Source organism: Desulfosporosinus burensis (assembly GCF_054657535.1).
Map to the genome: position 1 here is coordinate 1 of NZ_BAAHYN010000013.1, position 17,537 is coordinate 17,537.

The 17,537-nt window shown below is 43.8% G+C and carries 18 protein-coding genes; all 18 read right to left on the reverse strand.

Annotation, left to right across the window (positions count from 1 at the left end; genetic code table 11):
• Positions 1-348: 348 nt before the first annotated feature.
• A complete protein-coding gene (locus ACYQ3Q_RS20925; protein WP_459930438.1) occupies positions 349-537 on the reverse strand; it encodes a ferredoxin in 189 nt (62 codons plus the stop codon).
• A 63-nt stretch (positions 538-600) separates the two neighbouring features.
• On the reverse strand, positions 601-912 hold the full coding sequence (locus ACYQ3Q_RS20930) for a toxin-antitoxin system YwqK family antitoxin (RefSeq protein ID WP_459930439.1): 312 nt from the start codon (positions 910-912) through the stop codon (positions 601-603).
• Positions 913-1,130: 218 nt separating this feature from the next.
• Positions 1,131-1,829, reverse strand: a complete 699-nt coding sequence (locus ACYQ3Q_RS20935) for a 4Fe-4S dicluster domain-containing protein (protein WP_459930440.1) — start codon at positions 1,827-1,829, stop codon at positions 1,131-1,133.
• Positions 1,830-1,873: 44 nt separating this feature from the next.
• A complete protein-coding gene (locus tag ACYQ3Q_RS20940) occupies positions 1,874-2,851 on the reverse strand; it encodes a tetrahydromethanopterin S-methyltransferase subunit H family protein (RefSeq protein ID WP_459930441.1) in 978 nt (325 codons plus the stop codon).
• Between the two features lie 118 nt (positions 2,852-2,969).
• Positions 2,970-4,025 (reverse strand): MtaA/CmuA family methyltransferase, encoded by a 1,056-nt coding sequence (locus tag ACYQ3Q_RS20945; RefSeq protein WP_459930442.1) that lies wholly within the window; start codon positions 4,023-4,025, stop codon positions 2,970-2,972.
• A 149-nt stretch (positions 4,026-4,174) separates the two neighbouring features.
• Positions 4,175-6,148, reverse strand: coding sequence for an ASKHA domain-containing protein (locus ACYQ3Q_RS20950; RefSeq protein WP_459930443.1), 1,974 nt, complete (start codon positions 6,146-6,148; stop codon positions 4,175-4,177).
• Positions 6,149-6,236: 88 nt separating this feature from the next.
• A complete protein-coding gene (locus ACYQ3Q_RS20955; RefSeq protein WP_034141794.1) occupies positions 6,237-6,887 on the reverse strand; it encodes a cobalamin B12-binding domain-containing protein in 651 nt (216 codons plus the stop codon).
• A 180-nt stretch (positions 6,888-7,067) separates the two neighbouring features.
• Positions 7,068-8,081, reverse strand: coding sequence for an MtaA/CmuA family methyltransferase (locus tag ACYQ3Q_RS20960; RefSeq protein WP_459930444.1), 1,014 nt, complete (start codon positions 8,079-8,081; stop codon positions 7,068-7,070).
• 73 nt (positions 8,082-8,154) lie between these two features.
• Positions 8,155-9,786, reverse strand: coding sequence for a methylamine methyltransferase corrinoid protein reductive activase (locus tag ACYQ3Q_RS20965; RefSeq protein WP_459930445.1), 1,632 nt, complete (start codon positions 9,784-9,786; stop codon positions 8,155-8,157).
• Between the two features lie 7 nt (positions 9,787-9,793).
• Entirely contained in the window at positions 9,794-10,726 is a 933-nt protein-coding gene (locus tag ACYQ3Q_RS20970) for a CobW family GTP-binding protein (protein ID WP_459930446.1), read from the reverse strand.
• An 80-nt stretch (positions 10,727-10,806) separates the two neighbouring features.
• Complete coding sequence (locus ACYQ3Q_RS20975) at positions 10,807-11,550, reverse strand: cobalamin B12-binding domain-containing protein (protein WP_459930447.1); 744 nt, start codon at positions 11,548-11,550, stop codon at positions 10,807-10,809.
• Positions 11,551-11,577: 27 nt separating this feature from the next.
• A complete protein-coding gene (locus ACYQ3Q_RS20980) occupies positions 11,578-12,951 on the reverse strand; it encodes a methyltransferase MtaB domain-containing protein (RefSeq protein WP_459930448.1) in 1,374 nt (457 codons plus the stop codon).
• Between the two features lie 384 nt (positions 12,952-13,335).
• A complete protein-coding gene (locus tag ACYQ3Q_RS20985) occupies positions 13,336-13,890 on the reverse strand; it encodes a cob(I)yrinic acid a,c-diamide adenosyltransferase (RefSeq protein WP_459930449.1) in 555 nt (184 codons plus the stop codon).
• Between the two features lie 149 nt (positions 13,891-14,039).
• The gene (locus tag ACYQ3Q_RS20990; protein ID WP_459930450.1) at positions 14,040-14,717 is read right to left on the reverse strand and encodes a corrinoid protein; all 678 of its coding nucleotides are present in this window, start codon (positions 14,715-14,717) and stop codon (positions 14,040-14,042) included.
• 86 nt (positions 14,718-14,803) lie between these two features.
• Complete coding sequence (locus tag ACYQ3Q_RS20995) at positions 14,804-15,577, reverse strand: helix-turn-helix domain-containing protein (protein ID WP_459930451.1); 774 nt, start codon at positions 15,575-15,577, stop codon at positions 14,804-14,806.
• A 58-nt stretch (positions 15,578-15,635) separates the two neighbouring features.
• A complete protein-coding gene (locus tag ACYQ3Q_RS21000) occupies positions 15,636-15,968 on the reverse strand; it encodes a DUF6951 family protein (protein ID WP_459930452.1) in 333 nt (110 codons plus the stop codon).
• A gap of 322 nt (positions 15,969-16,290) precedes the next feature.
• Positions 16,291-16,533 carry a hypothetical protein gene (locus ACYQ3Q_RS21005; RefSeq protein ID WP_459930453.1) on the reverse strand — a complete coding sequence of 81 codons (243 nt, stop codon included), beginning with the start codon at positions 16,531-16,533 and terminating at the stop codon, positions 16,291-16,293.
• A gap of 164 nt (positions 16,534-16,697) precedes the next feature.
• The gene (locus ACYQ3Q_RS21010) at positions 16,698-17,459 is read right to left on the reverse strand and encodes a B12-binding domain-containing protein (protein WP_034141803.1); all 762 of its coding nucleotides are present in this window, start codon (positions 17,457-17,459) and stop codon (positions 16,698-16,700) included.
• Positions 17,460-17,537 lie beyond the last annotated feature (78 nt).

Consider the following 17,537-nt stretch of genomic DNA (forward strand, 5'->3'; position numbering starts at 1 on the left):
ATTTCTACGACAGAACAAAAAGTATTTCAATATGAATTCTAATATATCTAGAAAAAAACTAAAGACTAGTGGGCCAGCATAGAGATAATTCCCATCCGCTTCATCGCTTTATTCCAACTTAATGGACGAGACTATATCAATCTTTGAGGATTTTAAGGCCGGACTTATTGAGGCTACCAGCATTAAGGTCATTCCGGCTAAAACGTAGATTATATAGGAACCAAAAGGGATATATCGAGGGTCCCTTCTACAGCCCTTGGATTATTCTGAGGCAACTCATTGGTGCAACCACCTATGTTAGCGACATAAAAAAATCGCCCGAGATTTCAGGCGATAATGCAACACAGCTTATGTAATGATAATGCAATGTGCTGGGCAGCCATCGGCGGCTTCTTGAGCAGCTGCCTCAAACTCACTGGGAACCGGGTTCGTATAAGCAAATGCTAACCCGTCAACCTCCATCCTAAACACCTCAGGGCAGAATTCAGGGCATGATTCACATCCGATGCACTCCTCTTGGTTTACTTCAGCAATCATAATCTTACCTCCTCCTCGAAAATTTCTCTTCCTTTGTTAAGAAAGATTTCTCCAATCAGTTTATCATATACTGCTTTTTTTTGAAGTACTAACTGTATATTTTAGGACTACGGATATAGATTTAATTGGACAAAACTTTATTATTTGCAAATTCTTTTTATATTCCAGTTGGTTATTCTTATCATACCTTATCCAAATTCCATTTTTCTTGCCATTCTCAAAATTTCCCACTTGCCACAACTGACCCGTTTCCCGATAGAACTTCCATTCGCCTATCATTAGCTCGTTTTCAAAAGTCCCTTCTGCTTTTACTTTTCCATTTTTGAAAAAGTATGTGAGGGAACATAAGGTTAACTGTCGTTTGGCCCTGGTCATCCCTACATAAAAAACTCACTTTTCCCCTTTGACGTTACCCCTAGTTGTTCAGCCAAGATTTCAAAGATGGAACGATCAATTTGTACTTGCTTAAGTAAATCGAGATGTTGCTTTCGAATCGGACAACTCAGCTTAGACCGTCAAATTAGGTAGTTGCTTAGTACGAGTATTGGTCGAAATGCCGATGGGCCTATGTTGTCGCACGGGCCCATCGTTGTTCAAATATCGTGACCACGCCAGCAGATCTTAATACAGTTACCGCAGGCTAGTTCGCCGATAGTGATTCGGTTATTCTCGAGCTGTTGCGCACAGGACACGATGTCTATCATCGTTTCGTAATTAGTGCCTCTACTCCACTCGTTCCCGGAAATTGCACCAGCCGGACATGCTCGAACACAGGCGTTGCAGTGTCCGCACTGTCCATGGATGTATGGTTTTCCAGTAGCCCAGTAAGGAGCATTGGTTAAGACTGTTGCCCAACTGAGCCGAGGCCCGTGATAGGGATTAATCAACAATCCGCTCTTACCTATCCAACCTAGCCCAGCACAGGTTGCAGCCGTCTTATGAGGAAAAAGGGGGTGGATCTTGGAGATCAATCGGTCCCGTTGTTTGCTGGTGTCTGTTGGGATCTCCAGAAAGCGCCAACCATCATCCCTGAGCTGTTTGGAGATCTTTTTCTGGATATACTCAAACTTTCGCTCTATTTCCCAAAAACGGTATTCATAGATTTGGTCTTCAACCTGCTGTTCAGGATGAATTAGAGCGAGGGAGATCGCCGTGGATAGACCTTTTAAGTCAGGCGGCAAACCATTACTGACATCGCCTATGCCTACGATCTCGCATCCCCAATCCTTGATCTTTTTCAATAGACTGGCTGGATCCAGTTTATCCTGGGCTAGATGCTCCAGTTGGCACACACGCCAACACCTCACTCTCACCAAATAATCCCGTATCTTTTCAACTACTGAGCAATTCCGCCATGTTCCAATTCAACCTGTTCCCCATCACTTAATTTACCGGCGAATGCCCCGAAAAATTTGTAAATAGGGTGATTTTTATTTTCCGGCAAGCGTTTTGTTTCCTCAAAAGCTAGGGTCGCTTGAAAAAGAGAAGCTGAAACGACTGCCGGGAAAATCCTAGAAGCGATGGATATAGGACCATAAAAGATGAAGTCACTCCAGAGCAGTGCAGAGATTGCTTGACCAGCGGCATCCATTCCGGCAAAACCGTTTTGGCCCCATATTTCTCTAGCTTCCTTCCACATAAACGTACCATTCGAAGAAGCCACTCCCGCAGGCCAGCCATGCTTTTCCTTAATCAGTTTATTACCCAGACAGGAAAAAGTTGTTGCAGGAAGGTTCATGACAGCGGTATCAACAAGGATTGATTGGAACCCCCCTTGACCCACTTCTTCCATCAATTTTTCAAAGGAAGTTAGGCGACCGGAAGACTTTTGGTCGTTCTCGTCAAATGCTTGGACCACGACGTGTTTGACTCCCATTTCGCGTAGGGCTTTCACCTGATCAGGTATATCCTTATCCCAAGGTGTAATACTGTTGTAGAGAACACGGTCTAGCAGTCCTTTGGAGGCTGCGTATTCCATAGCTTCGAGGCGAGGTTTTTGTACCCACATGTCAATTCCGAAGGGAAGGTCACTATGTTCCGTGAAAAAGTCAATGTAGTACTTCATTTCTTCTGTCGAACTAGCAACCATGGCCACGAGCGCCGGTATTCCCGTCTGTTCTGAGAGTGCCTCTTGCTGTTTTAAGAATTCCACCGCTTTGGCATGATCAAATTTATGATCTTTGCGGCTTTCCAGGATTCGGTCTCCGTTGTGGAACATAGAAGAAATAAGTAGTGGCGGGTTCTCTCCAAACTGACCTCCCACTTTGAAAGGTCCGATTTGACAAACTTTTTGTTTCCCTTTTAAAGTGAACATACTTTATAACCCTCCAACATTTATTTAATAAAACTAGCCATAACTTGTCTTAGGCGCTTAATCCTACTTAATACTCTATATCTAACAATCTTAATAACTTAAGAACTTTTAAGAACTTTTAAGATCTTCTACGTACCCAGCGACTAGCACCGTGTTCTCTGACGGTTTCTACCATAGCTTTTAGATTTTCTAAGGGCGCGGTGGGCCATATGTCACAACCCGGCCAGACTGCATCAACTCCTGCGTCTAAACTAGCAAGCACTCCTTTAACTACATCCTCGGGGGTTCCGGTGACAAGGACGTTATAGGCATCCACTTGGCCAAAGATCAAGGAATCAGGACCGATTTCCGCCCTTGTTTTTGCCATATCGTTCTTGAATTCAAGGCTCATTGCAGCGGCTCCGCAATTATTCATGTTCCCGATAACGCTATTGGTCCCTCCACAAATGTGCAGAACATTGTTTCCTGGTAGGCCTTCAAAAATCTTTTTCAGATGTGGGGCTATAACTTTATTAAAGGCCTTGGGGCTCAGGATATCCGTAGTTGCCCCCATTTCCCGTACGGTAATATAGTCCGCTCCAGCCTCGTAGAATTTTCTCCCGATCGCGATCTGAACATCTGCTAAACGGTCCAACATTTGATTTATTTTATCGGGTTTTTTAAAAGAAAGCTTGAAAAGGTCGTTGAGGTCCATGAGTTGCCCTGCTAGGGTAAAGGGTCCCAATAGATAAGTGCCAATGGCCACGTCCTGGCCAATATCCTTTTTTAGTAAGCGGATGGCTTCGCAAATCACATTGATCCGACCACGCTCTAAAAAATCATCCGGTATGGAGAACGTTGTTATTTCTTCCTCAGTGTGAATGGTCTTCTCTTTAATTGTAGGGTAGAGAAGTTGTTCGACATTGTCATAGGGATTCATGGCACATCCTAAGGCCTCTGCTTCCACGCAGAGGTCAAATGGAATCACGGCGCTCTCGTAGCCAAACAGGTGGTAGGAACTGGCTCCTGCTTTAGCCATTTTTTGGGCGTCTCCGTGCAGATCCTGGAACTTACAGCCTATTTCCTCCAAGGCGACAGTCGTTACGTTACCCATTCCACTGTAACAGGCAGGACGATCCACTTCTTTACCGGCAAAGAGATTGAGCACTCTTTCCCGCGGTGTTAGTGTCGACATTATTCCATCTCTCCCTTACCTCTTATATTCGTATCAATAATCACCCAAGTTTCTACTTCAATGGCCTATTTTTCGGCCTTACGATAACCTTGGATATTGGATTAGGACAGTCAGTGTATATTGATTCTTTATACTTAGCCTATTTCGAGTTAGCGAGCGGTCTGCCTTTTACCTCGCTTAGGAATCCGGTCAAGGATATGCTGAATGCTTGGGAAAGCATCGTGGCTATGAGGGAAAGCCATAGCGTCTGAAAAACGTTGTTGGAAATCTGATTCAATGGCTGTCTCCACAAAGAAGACTTCTTTTGCCACTCGATCAGCTTCCACACGTTTTTCTTTGTTCAGAAGGGCAATCTGCGCTCCATCGCCCGCTGCGTTCCCCACTGCTTTAACTTTCTCAAGATTACAGTTCGGAAACATACCAATGACCATCGCACTCTCGACATCGATAAAGGAACCAAACGCTCCAGCCAAGGTGACGCTATCGATATGTTCAACGCCCAACTTCTCCATCAGGTATTTTGCTCCCACATAGAGAGCAGATTTAGCCAGTTGAACGGCGCGTACATCACCGATGGTGATAGAAATGTCTTGGCCTATGGATGTTTCATCAGACCAACAAATAACATATTCCATCCTGCCGTCCGAACCTTTACGAACACGAGGGAACTCTTCAAGGCCTTTGTTAAAACGGCCGCTGGGGCCGATGATGCCCGATTTGAACAGCTCTGCTATGGCGTCAATGATTCCAGAACCACAGACTCCTTTCGCTCCGAGTTTTTTGTCCTCTGGATACCACACTTCGTTCCCGATGACTTTGTAGCGAGGTTCGAGCGTCTCTGGATTGATACGAAGATTTTCGATGGCTCCTGGTGCCGCCCGCATACCAAACTTGATCTGTGCGCCCTCTAGAGCTGGCCCTGTGGCACAGGAGGTTGAGAGCATATTGTGTTTGTTGCCAACGTCAATTTCACCGTTGGTTCCGATGTCAATGACTAGGCGCATCTCGTCATGTTTATAGGGTTCTTCGGCAATCAGAACCGCCATATTGTCGGCTCCCACAAAGCCTGCTTCAATCGGAAGTACGTGAATATTCCCGCAGGGATTGATCTCGATTTTTAAATCACGTGCTTTAATATCCATGGACTGCTTGATGGCGGGGGCAAATGGGGAACGGCCCATAAATTTGGGATCGATGTTCAGGGCTATATGATGCATTACAGTATTGAACACCAGTACAATTTCCTGTACATCAATCGGTAACAGTCCTACTTCTTCTGTCATTTTCCGGATCAGAGTGTTAATGCTTTCGACCATCGTGTTGTGCATTTTTTCCAGGCCATTATCTTCCATCATTGAATAGCTGATACGGGAGAGTACGTCTTCTCCGTAACGCACCTGAGGGTTCATCATAGACCTCTTGCTCAGTACTTTGCCTGTGTGCAAGTCGCATAAATAGGCTGCTACGGTTGTCGTTCCGATGTCTATGCCGACTCCGACGATCTTTTCGTTAAAACCTGGTTCGATATCAATGATCTCTCGACCTTGCCAGATCGTAACGGTGACCTTCCATTCGCCTTTACGCAAAACCAGAGGTAATTTCCTCAAAACAAAATAATCCATCGCCAGATTCTCGCGTAGCTTTGAATATTTAGCACAGAGAGCTTCACGCAGGCGTTCAAAATCTCCTCTGTGATCTTCTAAGGTGGCGGGTTCTAACTCGACATAGTATTTGCGAACGGCAGGGTCTATGGTGAACACCCGCTCTTTGCCCGTCTCTAGCACGATTTGCTGAGCTCCTCGGCTTTCTTCAGGGACAAAAACCAAGATATCACCATGAACTTCCGTAGCACAGGCAAAGCGGTAATTTTCCTCGATCTCTTTAGATTTCATGTACTTTTGCTCTTGTTGGGTCAGTGGGCTGAGATGGCTGACGCGAGACTCAATGCCAAATTTTTCGAAATAGCCTTCCTCAATTTTAACTTTGCATTTACCGCAAACTTTTGAAGAACCACAAACTGATTCTATATCGACTCCAAGTTCGTGGGACGCCGTAAGGATAGTTTTTCCAGCTTCAACTTTGCCGCGCCGGCCTGATGGTTGAAATATTACGTTGAATTCCAATGTTTGTCCTCCTCTCCATAAACTTTTAGGTTACTATTTGAACCTCTCAGTCTTGAATGTCTTCAAAAATACTCATCGAGAAACTTTGCTAAGAAATACTTTTCAACGAGGCAATCATATTAATGGCATCTTTGAGCGCATTGTTGGCATCCCGGGCATAACCGTCAGCGCCCCAACGCGAAGCTATATCACTGGTTACCGGCGCCCCGCCAATCATAATCTTACACTTGGGATTCTTTTCCTTGATCTTTTCAATAATTTCTTTCATCCCCACCATCGTCGTGGTCATCATGGCCGAGAGACAAACCATATCTGAATCCGTTTTCAGTTGCTCCTCGACAAACTTGTCGAGAGGTACGTCCCTTCCAAGGTCATGAACTTCGAATCCGGAAGCATCAAACATCATGCGAACGATATTCTTGCCTATGTCATGCACATCGCCCTGGACAACGCCCATTACGACAACCCCTTTTGAGGCGCCTTCTTTTTTAGACATATGGGGTTTAAGAATGTTCAGTCCAACGTACATAGCATCAGCGCACATTAACATTTCCGGTACGAAATACTCCTGTTCCTCGTACAGACGACCAACTTCAACCATGCCAAGTACCAGTCCGTCAAAGACCGCTGAATGCGGATTGACGTTTTGGGCCAAAGCTTCATTGGCAGCATTACTGACTGCATCCTCGTCGTAATCGATAACCCCTTGTTTTAGCCGATCCAAAATTTCTTGGGACATTGTTTAAACAACTCCTTTATTTAATTATTTAAAAAACAAATTAATCTAAAGGACCTTTAGTGTAAACTGTTTTTTCTGTGGCTAAATATATAGGCAAAAATTAACCCCGTTACCGGGTCAGCTTTTATTTGAAGCGGCTTGCATTTATATTCGCCAGTTTGAAGTCCGAATCTAAACTTGCTACTCGTTAACGGTGTCCACCATAGCTATCAAATTTGCTGTTACAGTGGCTGGCGGTACGGCACATCCAGGTGAAATCATAGAAAATCCTATAGAAATTGCATCTCTGACCTCTCGTTTAATATCTTCTGGTTGACCGGTAAACAGGGTTTTAACAGGATCAACACCCCCTACTATTGGAGTTTTAATCCCCTCTAACTTGAACTTATCCAACGCTTCAGGAACATTAACATTGGACTCAACACTGATAGCACCGCAACCTGTTTTGGCGATATCCACTATTATCGGATCCACCTTACCACAGATATGGATTATCACAGGTACACTCAACGCTTCAGCCTGTCTCTTTTCGTATTCCCACGCCAAGTTTCGATAGATCTTTGGACTAATCATATCCATTGAAGCCATCATGTCCTCCACACAAATAACATCTGCTCCGGCTTCTATCATTGCCTTAGCAAGCATTGTCCCTGCACGCTCACCTAACTCAATATAGGGAATTAGGTCATTTGGTTTTTTGAAAGTTGCCTTTAGAAAAAGCGTGACGTCAAAAAACAAACTGGCAATACTAAATGGACCGATAATCCCTCCCATGATAATAACCTTGTCACCATAATCACGTTTTAAAATCCGAATAGCTTCCAGCAACGCTGGTATACGTCCCCGGCTTAGAAAATCATTAGGAAAATCAACTATGTCCCCTATATGATAGGGATGTATATCTACGCTTGGTAACCCTGCTTTACCACCATATTTCAAGACAGCGCCAAAAGCTTCAGCTTCATGAGTCTGACAAAACGGCACTCTTACAGCATCAAAACCCAGCATTGAGTGGGCACCACTAGCTAATTTAGCCATCAGACTGGCATCATGAAAGGCCTCAGGCCAAGAACTATTGAGCTGTTCCATTTGGTCATAAGTTGCGTGTTGGCAAACGCTGATCACTGGCAAGCGGTCTACAGGTTGAATGTTTAGGGCTGCCATAACCCTTTCACGACTGGTCATTGTCTTCATTCTTGTTCCTCCATTCTTTTAATGAAATTTTTATCAATTAAATAAGCTTTTTGCGTATTCTAAAGTGGGATGATTAGATCTTGTTTAAACCTATAGCAGCAAAGTTATATACTTTTTCAGGACAAGCTCTTACACACTTCAGACAAGCAGTACCATTGCACAGATCTAGTCTTAAGACAAGGACGTTCTTTCCTTTATCTGACTCCAGCGATAATGCTTCTTCTAAGCACTGACTTGTGCAAGTTCCACAACCAGTACATCCTGGGAACGCATGGCGCCGCTCTAAACCAACCTTTTCGATCACCATAAGCCCCTCCGCTCCCAAATCAGGAATGTCCCGTTCGTGCCATTTCAACACCTCGGCCTCCTTAGTAAACTTCGGTAGAGGAGACAAGCCGTAATTTCGGCAAAAACGCAGATATAAATCTCGCGGCATCCCTTCATCCCAGTAGGAGAGTTCCAATAAATAAGCCTGAGAGAAAGGTTCGTAATCACCAAACATGCAGTGGGTTGCGCGTAAGTTCACTGCTAATTTTTTCAACTCCTCGAGTTCTTGTGGCTTAAAGACCAAATCCCGGGCTAAAGCTAAAGAAGTATTCCCAATCTGGTAGATTTTTTTCACGGTGGGTGGGACCAAGCCAATACGTTGAGCTTTAAGTGCATCAACATAGGTTCCTGATGCGCCTGCCATATAGGCTACCTCTATCTGATCCACCTCGATACCAGCAGCCTTGCACAAGGCAATGTAACCTGCTCTGATGGCACCAATAGCTTTGCCAGCCTCGCCTAGGTCCTGTTCACTAAAATTAACATTGTCAGTCAGATGTATAAGGTGATCCTTTGTTTTAATTCCCGGTAACTGAACATAACCATTGTTCAGAGCCAGATCGATAAGGGAAATAACACCAGTACCTGTAATCCCTTTGATGCTTCCCTTGGTCAACCTTTGAGTTATTCCTGTTAAAAGATCAGTTTCAACGACTGTTTCAGTTAGCATAGCAGAGTTTAAAACGGATACAGCATAATGTTCGCCTTTTGGGTTAAGGTCAGAGATAGCACCCGGCCCTGCAAGCATTCCAGACCCGATATGTTGTCCTTCCAATGCAGGCCCAGCTGCACAGGAACCAGTAATGATTTGACCACGCACTCTCAAGGCCATCTCGGCATTGGTACCATAATCGGTTACTAAGGCAATTTCCTCCCGCTCCAACATCCCCGATTTAAGCATCATAGCTAAGGCATCGGCACCAATTTCATGTTCAACCGCCGGGGGAATCACTACTTCCGCTGTTGCTGGAAGGTTAAGCCCCTCGATATCTCTCGCCGATAGCAATTTACCGTCCCGGTTGGGTTCAATAATCCCCATTGCCTGTTTTTTCCTTTTACCAGCATAGGCCAAATCCCTTACCTCAATCCCTTCGAACAGGGAAAGCTGGATCGGATTACCACAGACGGCTAGACGTACCACATTGGGACTGATGTCACCCAAGACAGTCAAAACCTGGTTTACGGCATCAATCAGGATATGATGAGCGGAGTCAAGTCCGACCTCAATCGCGTAAGTCAGGTGGTCCATGACGTTGGCTCCAGGCAAAGGATGTCGGGCAGTAATTACTGTTTTAATAATCTGCCCTGTGTCAAGATCAATTGCCTGACCGCGAAGGCCACTCGTTCCCAAGTCAAGGGCTACTCCAAGGTTTTTCATCAGTTATTCAATCACCCTCTCTTACCTGACATGCAACTATAGCTGTGTTCATGAGATCTTGATTTAATTCCATACCGATAACTGTCAATTTATTTTCACTATAATTTTTCCCCTCTGACCACTCTTGATTAATGTGTCCCTGGACAAAATCTAGAACTAGCCACCTGTCCTCCTCTGTTAAAAAGAAACCTTTAGCACGGACAATTTGGCCGAAGCTACTCTCTTTGAAATTGCCAAACAACTTCAGCAATTTTTCCTTTGACACAATGCCTTGCCAAGCCATTCCTATGGATTGATAGTCATCAAAAAGGGCTGCATCGTCTGTGTTATCGTCCGACATAGTTTTAATACTGCCTTCCCGGTCATCATTCACTAGAGCATCGATAGCTTCTCGACCGTACCTAGCTTGAATAAGCTGCACTTGTGGATTAATCCTTACCACTCTACTGCTTATTTCGCTGATAACCCGTGGCAAAACCAAGTCACTTTTACTTAAAACAACTAGATCAGCTAAAGCAATCTGACTATCGATGAATGATAACATTTTCAATTTTGAGTCAAAAGAGAGGCAATCTAAAAGCAAGGTAACCCGGATGGTTGTAATAAACTTTTCAAGACTTAAACTCCTCAAAATATTTAATATACTTTTAGTGGTGGCTATCCCAGTTGGCTCAATCAACAGGCGCTCCGGCTGATAAGTCCTGACAAGGTTAGTAACCTGTGCTTTAAGATCGGCATTAAGAGTACAACAAATACAACCGCTGGACAATTCCACTACTTCCGTTCCCCGCCCAGCTAAAAGGTTTCCATCAATCCCGACTTCACCAAATTCATTAACTAACACCGCCAATTTTTCCTTACCAGACCAGCCATCAATCAAGCCTTTGATCAATGTTGTTTTACCGGCCCCAAGGAAACCGCCGATAAGTTCAACTTTCACAGCTTAACCTCCACAATTTGGTTAAGGTGTGAGGGCTGGAACCACATGACTTTTTCAACCCTCACCCTGCTACCATACTCTTAGTTATATTTCTCTCTCAGTTCCTGCCAACTAAAGCCATTTGATACATCAGATATCATTTTTGGAGCTTGCTGAGCATCTTTGCCATAGACTCCTAACTTGTAAGCAGTCACGTACTCGTTAGATACCGCTCCACCGCCACAAACAAACGGTATATCGATACCCGCATGAGTCAATTGGTTCGATATTTTCTCAAAAGCGGTCATTGTGGTGGTCATTAGGGCTGTCCCTGTTACCATCAACGGCTTATATTTCTTGACCGCTGCCACTACGTCATCCACCGGCACATCCTTGCCAAGGTCTATAACCTCATAACCATTGGCTCTAAAGAGAGCATTGACAATCTTTTGCCCCAAATCATGGATATCTCCCTCGGCTGTATGGGTTACAACGACGCCCTTTTTCTCCATTTTCTTGCCTAATTTTGCTTCGCAAAGGTCAATTCCCTCCAACATTGCATCAGAAGCTATAATGACCTGAGGCAGATAGTACGTCCCATCGGCCCACAGACGGCTAACCTCTCCCATTCCTTTGATCAAGCCTTCATCAATTACCTTCAAAGGATCCATCTTAATCAAAGCCTTTTCAACTAAACCACCAATCGCATCGGTATCCCCTTCAATAACACACTGCATTATTTCCTGTATCACTGTATCTTTTGAAGTTGCTTTAATTTCCTTGACCTCACTGGCTCCGATCAAATCATAACGTGTTAATATGTTGGCATAGCTTGCTAATGTCATCTTATTCTTCCCTCCTTATCTCGAACCTTATAGGCCGTAATTCTTGGGTTCGAAACCCTTAACTTGTTTTTTGTATATTTCCACACACTCGGAAATGAAATCAGCCTCTTTATCTGGCAAACTTTCTAGTGTCCGCATTGAGGAATCAAGCGCTTCCCGCTCGAAGGAAGACATGATCAGCTTGCTGTCTTGCTGCATTAATTCACCCGCCTTAATAGCTGCAGCCCTTGCACGTGCATAATAGGATTGCGAATTAGCGACGATGGCCTGACCAATTTTATAAGCGTTATCCGGAGCCAGAATAAACCCGTGCATACCACGGTATTTATCGGAGGCGACCAAGATATCTTGTAAATCTTTGGCCTTGCCCAAATCAATCGCCGAGTTCATCATGGCTACATCATAGCCAAGGATTTCAGTAAAGACAGCGACTGTTGTCCCGCCAAACATATCGTGGTATTCAACCGCTTCGTTACTCCACAGGTCACAGCAGGCTGCTGCTAAGTTACCCACTAAGTCACTATGCGCGCAGGCAGAAGCTTTTCCTTCCATAGCAATTGGCACACCACTAATGGCTTTAATAATGGGATCCTCATAACCACAGTCTTTGCTCGGGCCTTTTGCACCCTGCTCGTAGGCAACTAGTGAGCGTGCTGCGGCAATTGACCGTGTCAACGCGGCAAACGTATGCGGTACGGATCGATCTTGATATCCACCAGCCATGAACATAGCCACATTAGCCTGCGCACAGTTTGTATCTCCACCAGGAGTTGCTCCATGTTTTTTAGCAATCCCTACAATTTTTGACCATACATGTTCCATATCCAAGCTGCCTAAGACCCCGATGCCAAACAAAACACCACGAATATCTTGACGAACGATTGTGTAATCGGTAACTTCTTTGCCACCCACACTTTCTAAGGATAAATTATCGGCTCCACCAGCTGCACTAGCTTCAAAGCTTTGTAACATTACCCTCAAAGCCTCGCTATCCCATATTTTTTCTTCATCAGGCTTGCGATAATCAGCAATAGTCGCCCGAATGGCGCTTTTTAGGCCATATTTACGGTGATAATCCTCCATTAGACGCTTTGTTTGGGCGGCAATTTCCCCTCCCCACGTCGGGTTCCTAGTCATCTGATACACATGTTCAAGCTCAATTTGGATACCGGGAATTCCTATGGCGACACAACGGTCAAGAACATCGATCACCATTTTCTCATATTCCTTAACCAGTGACTTTTGTGACTTTTCACTACCTGGACGTGGATGGGGTACTAACTCGGGATAAACATAACCTGCGCCAACCGAAAAACCCCGGCCATAGGTTATTGGATTTTTGGCTGAACCGAAAATCATTTCGGCTGCACTGCCATAAGCCATTTTGTCATACCTTGCCATTGTTTCATCTCCTCAACATTTAATTTCGACTAAACTTTAGGATTCAAACGTAACGTAACGTCTTTAGCTGCTTCACCTCCATTTGGTTTATGACTCGGTCCCTTCGACTCTTTATACATGCAATGTTTATGCCAATATTCTGAATTATTAAACTATTGGTAACTCCTAGCTTCGTCTAATCCTAAAAAACAAGGGTTGTTCCGCAATGGAACAACCTTTGTAAGTTAACGCTGAAAGTGCCTTATTATCCCATCTTCGTAAGAAGTGTTCTAATATGTAGCAATTATCCATATTGGAACACCCGTACTCACTCTAAAATCTCATATCCCAAGAATTTTTCGATGATTTCAACCTGATGCCCTTCACTCGCCAGATGCCCTTCTATTAATATTCAATCCCTCTACGGCTTGGTACCCCTTGTTGATAGGGATGTTTATGTGTTTTTAACTCCCACCAAGAATCGGCACACTCGTGAATTTCCTGTGGCATTCGACGTCCGGTTAAAATCCAATGAGGATAACTATTTTTAATTAATCCAAGAAGTATTTGCAAATCTAAAAAACCATGATTAAGAGCGTGGCTTATCTCGTCTAGAATAATAACCTGATATTTCTTTTCTTGAAGGACTTGAGAGATATAGTTCAAGGCTTCTTGAACCAGTTCAATAGCAACTTCTGGGTCTCGGTTGACCTGAAAACATTCGCCACAATTCGTACAGTGTTTCAAACCACTACGTATCATACCAGCCCAACGGCACCCAACTCCAAATTGGATTAGTGGAATTCCCAAACGATATAGACCTGTTAGTTCGCCACTATAGGTGCTACCTTTAAGGAATTGAATCATCAGGATCTTCTTATCAGGTGCTAAAGATAACAAAGCCTCTCCTAGCGCAGAGGTAGTTTTACCTTTGCCATCACCAGTATAGACCGTAATCATAGTCGGAACTCCCCTTTAAACACAGAATTTTAAATTCCTCTGTAATATCAGGACTCTCACTTTCCCTCTTTTCGTTGGAGATTTATTCTTATTAATTCAGCCCGGTAACTGCATTAAGAAGACTCCTTGTTTCAGTGGCGAAGTTACCCTTACTTTTTTTGATTTAAGCAACGAATTATATTAATAGCCTCTTGAACTGCATGAGATGCATCCCTGCCAAAACTGTCCGCTCCCCATCGAGATGCTAATGTCTCATTAAGAGGAGCACCTCCGACCAAAATCTTAATATTGGGAAAGCGTTCTTTCAGTTTGCGGATTGCATGTTTAATTTCGAATGCCGTCGTAGACATCATGGATGAAAGACAAATGATATCCGCATTACGCTTTTCTTGTTCCTCGATGAAATGTTCTAACGGGACATCTCGGCCCAAATCCCAGACAGTAAAGCCCGAAATGTCAAACATCATACGTACAATATTTTTACCAATGTCGTGAATGTCTCCAGACACTACACCAATAATAACTTGTCCCTTCTCTTTATGTAGGACTTCCAGTTGTTGCACCTTTAGATGAGGTCGCAACAATTCCAAGCCAGCGTACAAGGTGTCTGCACACAGAAGCATTTCCGGTACGAAGTATTCCCCTTCCTCGTAAAGACGACCTACTTCTTCCATCCCTGCCACTAGCCCTTCGAAAATACAGCGATAGACGTCGTACTGCCCTTCTATTGCATAATGACAGGTTTTCTCCACTTCCTGAATATCAAAACTGATTACAGCTTGATGTAGACAGGAAAGGATTTCATTTTCTTCCGGTTTTTGAGTCAAGGAAATTCTCCTTTCTCATGCGATATAGCTATGGCCGTTTCATACGCAATAGACATGAATATAATAGTGTACCCACCGGGATATCATCATAATAGGTTACGGTGGCGCTTGAAAAACTCTATGTAGTTAAAGAGATATTTTACCTCACCGCTGTCAAAATCGCTGATTATTCGCAGCACTGCCTGAACGGTAGAATCACTGAGCAAGTCCAGAACACCGGGACTCAAAGAGGAAAGAAGTTCCTCCAGATCTTCCTTCTCTATCCATATGTAAGAAAGAGCAATCCCTATAGCTCCTGCTATTGCTTCCAGAGTTTCAAAGGAAGGTGTCGTAAGGTCGTTTTCAATTTGACTTATCAAGCCTGGTGAAACTCCGGCTTTATCTGCTAAGGCGGTAACTGTCAATCCCTGAGCTTCGCGAATAGAGCGAAGACGATCACTAAGCTTATATACTTTTTTTCCTTTACTAAGTAAGTAACTAATATTAACATTAAGAGCGTCGCAGAGCTTTTCTATATCTGATAAGCTCAATCTCCTGTTGCCTTCCTCGCATTCAGTTATGGCATTAATTGGCAAATCGCTGATTTCTGCCAATTCTTCGATAGTCAGGCCGCGGGCGATACGTATCTGGTGAATACGGTTGCCCTCGTCTTGGGATCTAGGCAAATTTTCCTCTACCAAGTAGGAAACTGGTACGTTAACAGCCACGCTTAACCTATTTAGAACGTTAATGGATGCCTTTTTTACACCACGTTCGATACTGCTCAAAAACGAAGGAGAAATGCTAGCCTTTTTTGCAAGTTCAGTTAGCGTTAAACCTCGCTCCTTACGGAATTCCCTGATTTTACTTCCGTAGCTCATGAACAGACACCTTCCCTCTTAAGGCTAAACGGATAGAATAGGCCAGTTCAATAAGTTTTTAATCTAGTTTATTATCAAACTTCTGGATTCGGATTTTAACGTCTTTGGGAACTGCGGCGCCAATCTCCACTTGGATAGCCTTGATGATAGCACATGGGACAGGGCAATCAGTATGTTTTATATGTTCCCCTGCCGATCGGTAAATTACCGATTCAGTAATCTTATCAAATATGCCCTTTTTCCAGTCCAGTTCAGCGATATCCTTGTTCATACTCCTCAACATCGTACAGGCAGAAATAATCCTAACCTTAACGGTGGTTTGTCCCCCAGACTGAACTTGTATTACACTTGTGAAACCACAGGCACCTGCGAAGACCTTAACCTTCGTCAACAGTTATTTCCTGGTTTCTAAATACTGGACAAACCTATACATCCAGCATTTTCACTTCGCCGACTAAACAAAGTGGTAGCATCACAGGATTCTGCTACTAAAGTCAATACTCTCGTATTAAACGCCCATAACGCCTTAATTGAGTTCACCAACTAAGTACAACAGACGTGCGACGGTTAGTCGCCCCTAAAAACAACTCCGCACAAGCCTTTCAACTGAGGGTACTTGTGCAGTGGTTAATTCAAAGTTCATCGTTAAGCAATCCCCAGTAGTTCTTTCCTACGCACTAACCATAAACCAGGTGTATTCACTTCCTTTCGTTTTATGAATAGGTTAGTGAAGCAATCGTCTGTCTTGTCGACTCCACTGCGTCTTTAGCTTGCCGAATATTCAAGTGGTACTTATGCGCCACTACCTTTTCCAAGTCTCCGATCCGTTGTCCTTCGAGTTGTCGCTTAAACGAGTAGCGAATGGCCGTACAGAAAACGAGCATCATATGGTCTAATAGCGCCTTTTGCTCATTTGATAGGTCTATCAGAACCGCTTTAATCGTCGTTTTCGTCATACTCACCTCGCTCCTGTTCCAATTTTTCTATGGTTTGCACAAGCGTCTGCCTAAGGTTATAGTATGGATATTCTGATTATTTTATAGGAGCTGATACGAATTGGAATAATATCGAAGGCTTTTTCATCCCTGATCCATAACCGCTTCACGGCCTATGGGCTAAATTACCCATTATACTTTCTCCTTAACTCCAACCAACTCTTACCCGCAAGAGCGTCTTCTGCCATTTGTGGGGCCTGGGCTGCATCCGCTCCGTAAATCCCGAATTGAAAACTCGTTACAAAGTCTGCTGTGACTCCACCACCACCACCACAGACAAAAGGCAATTCTAAACCCCGATGGCTTAACTCCTGCGAAATTCGTTCAAACGCGCTCATGGTTAAAGTTAACCCAGCCGTTCCCGTTAACATGACCGGATGATATTTTTCCACAGCTACCAAAACCTCTTCAACTGGTACATCTTTGCCAAGATCTATTACTTCAAAGCCATTAGCCCGAAGCAAGGCATTAACAATTTTCTGACCTAAATCATGCAAATCTCCATCTGCTGTATGGGTAACAACCACCGCCTTTTTCTTATAAGAATGACCCATCATCGCTTCGCAAATTTCTATACCAATTTGCATGGTATCAGAAGCGGCTAATGTTTGGGGAAGATAGTAAATCCGTTCTCCCCAGAGATGGCCAACCTCTTCCATACCCCTGATCAATCCCTCCCTAATTACTTCAAGTGGTGTGTGCTGCTTTAGCGCTTCTTTGACAACTTCTGAAATAGTTTCGTTTTCACCAGCTATTACCGTGTACATAACTGCTTGTAAGCTGCTACGTGGTAACTTAGTTTTACTTTCCTTTGATCTTGAATCCTTATGTAAAGCATTTAAGTCATAACGAACAAATATATTTGAAAACTCTTGATTAGGTTTCACATGCACGCCCCCTGTCTATTAATCATCAACCCCAATGTATTTTGAACTAATAGAATTTCCATACTATTTTTTATCGAG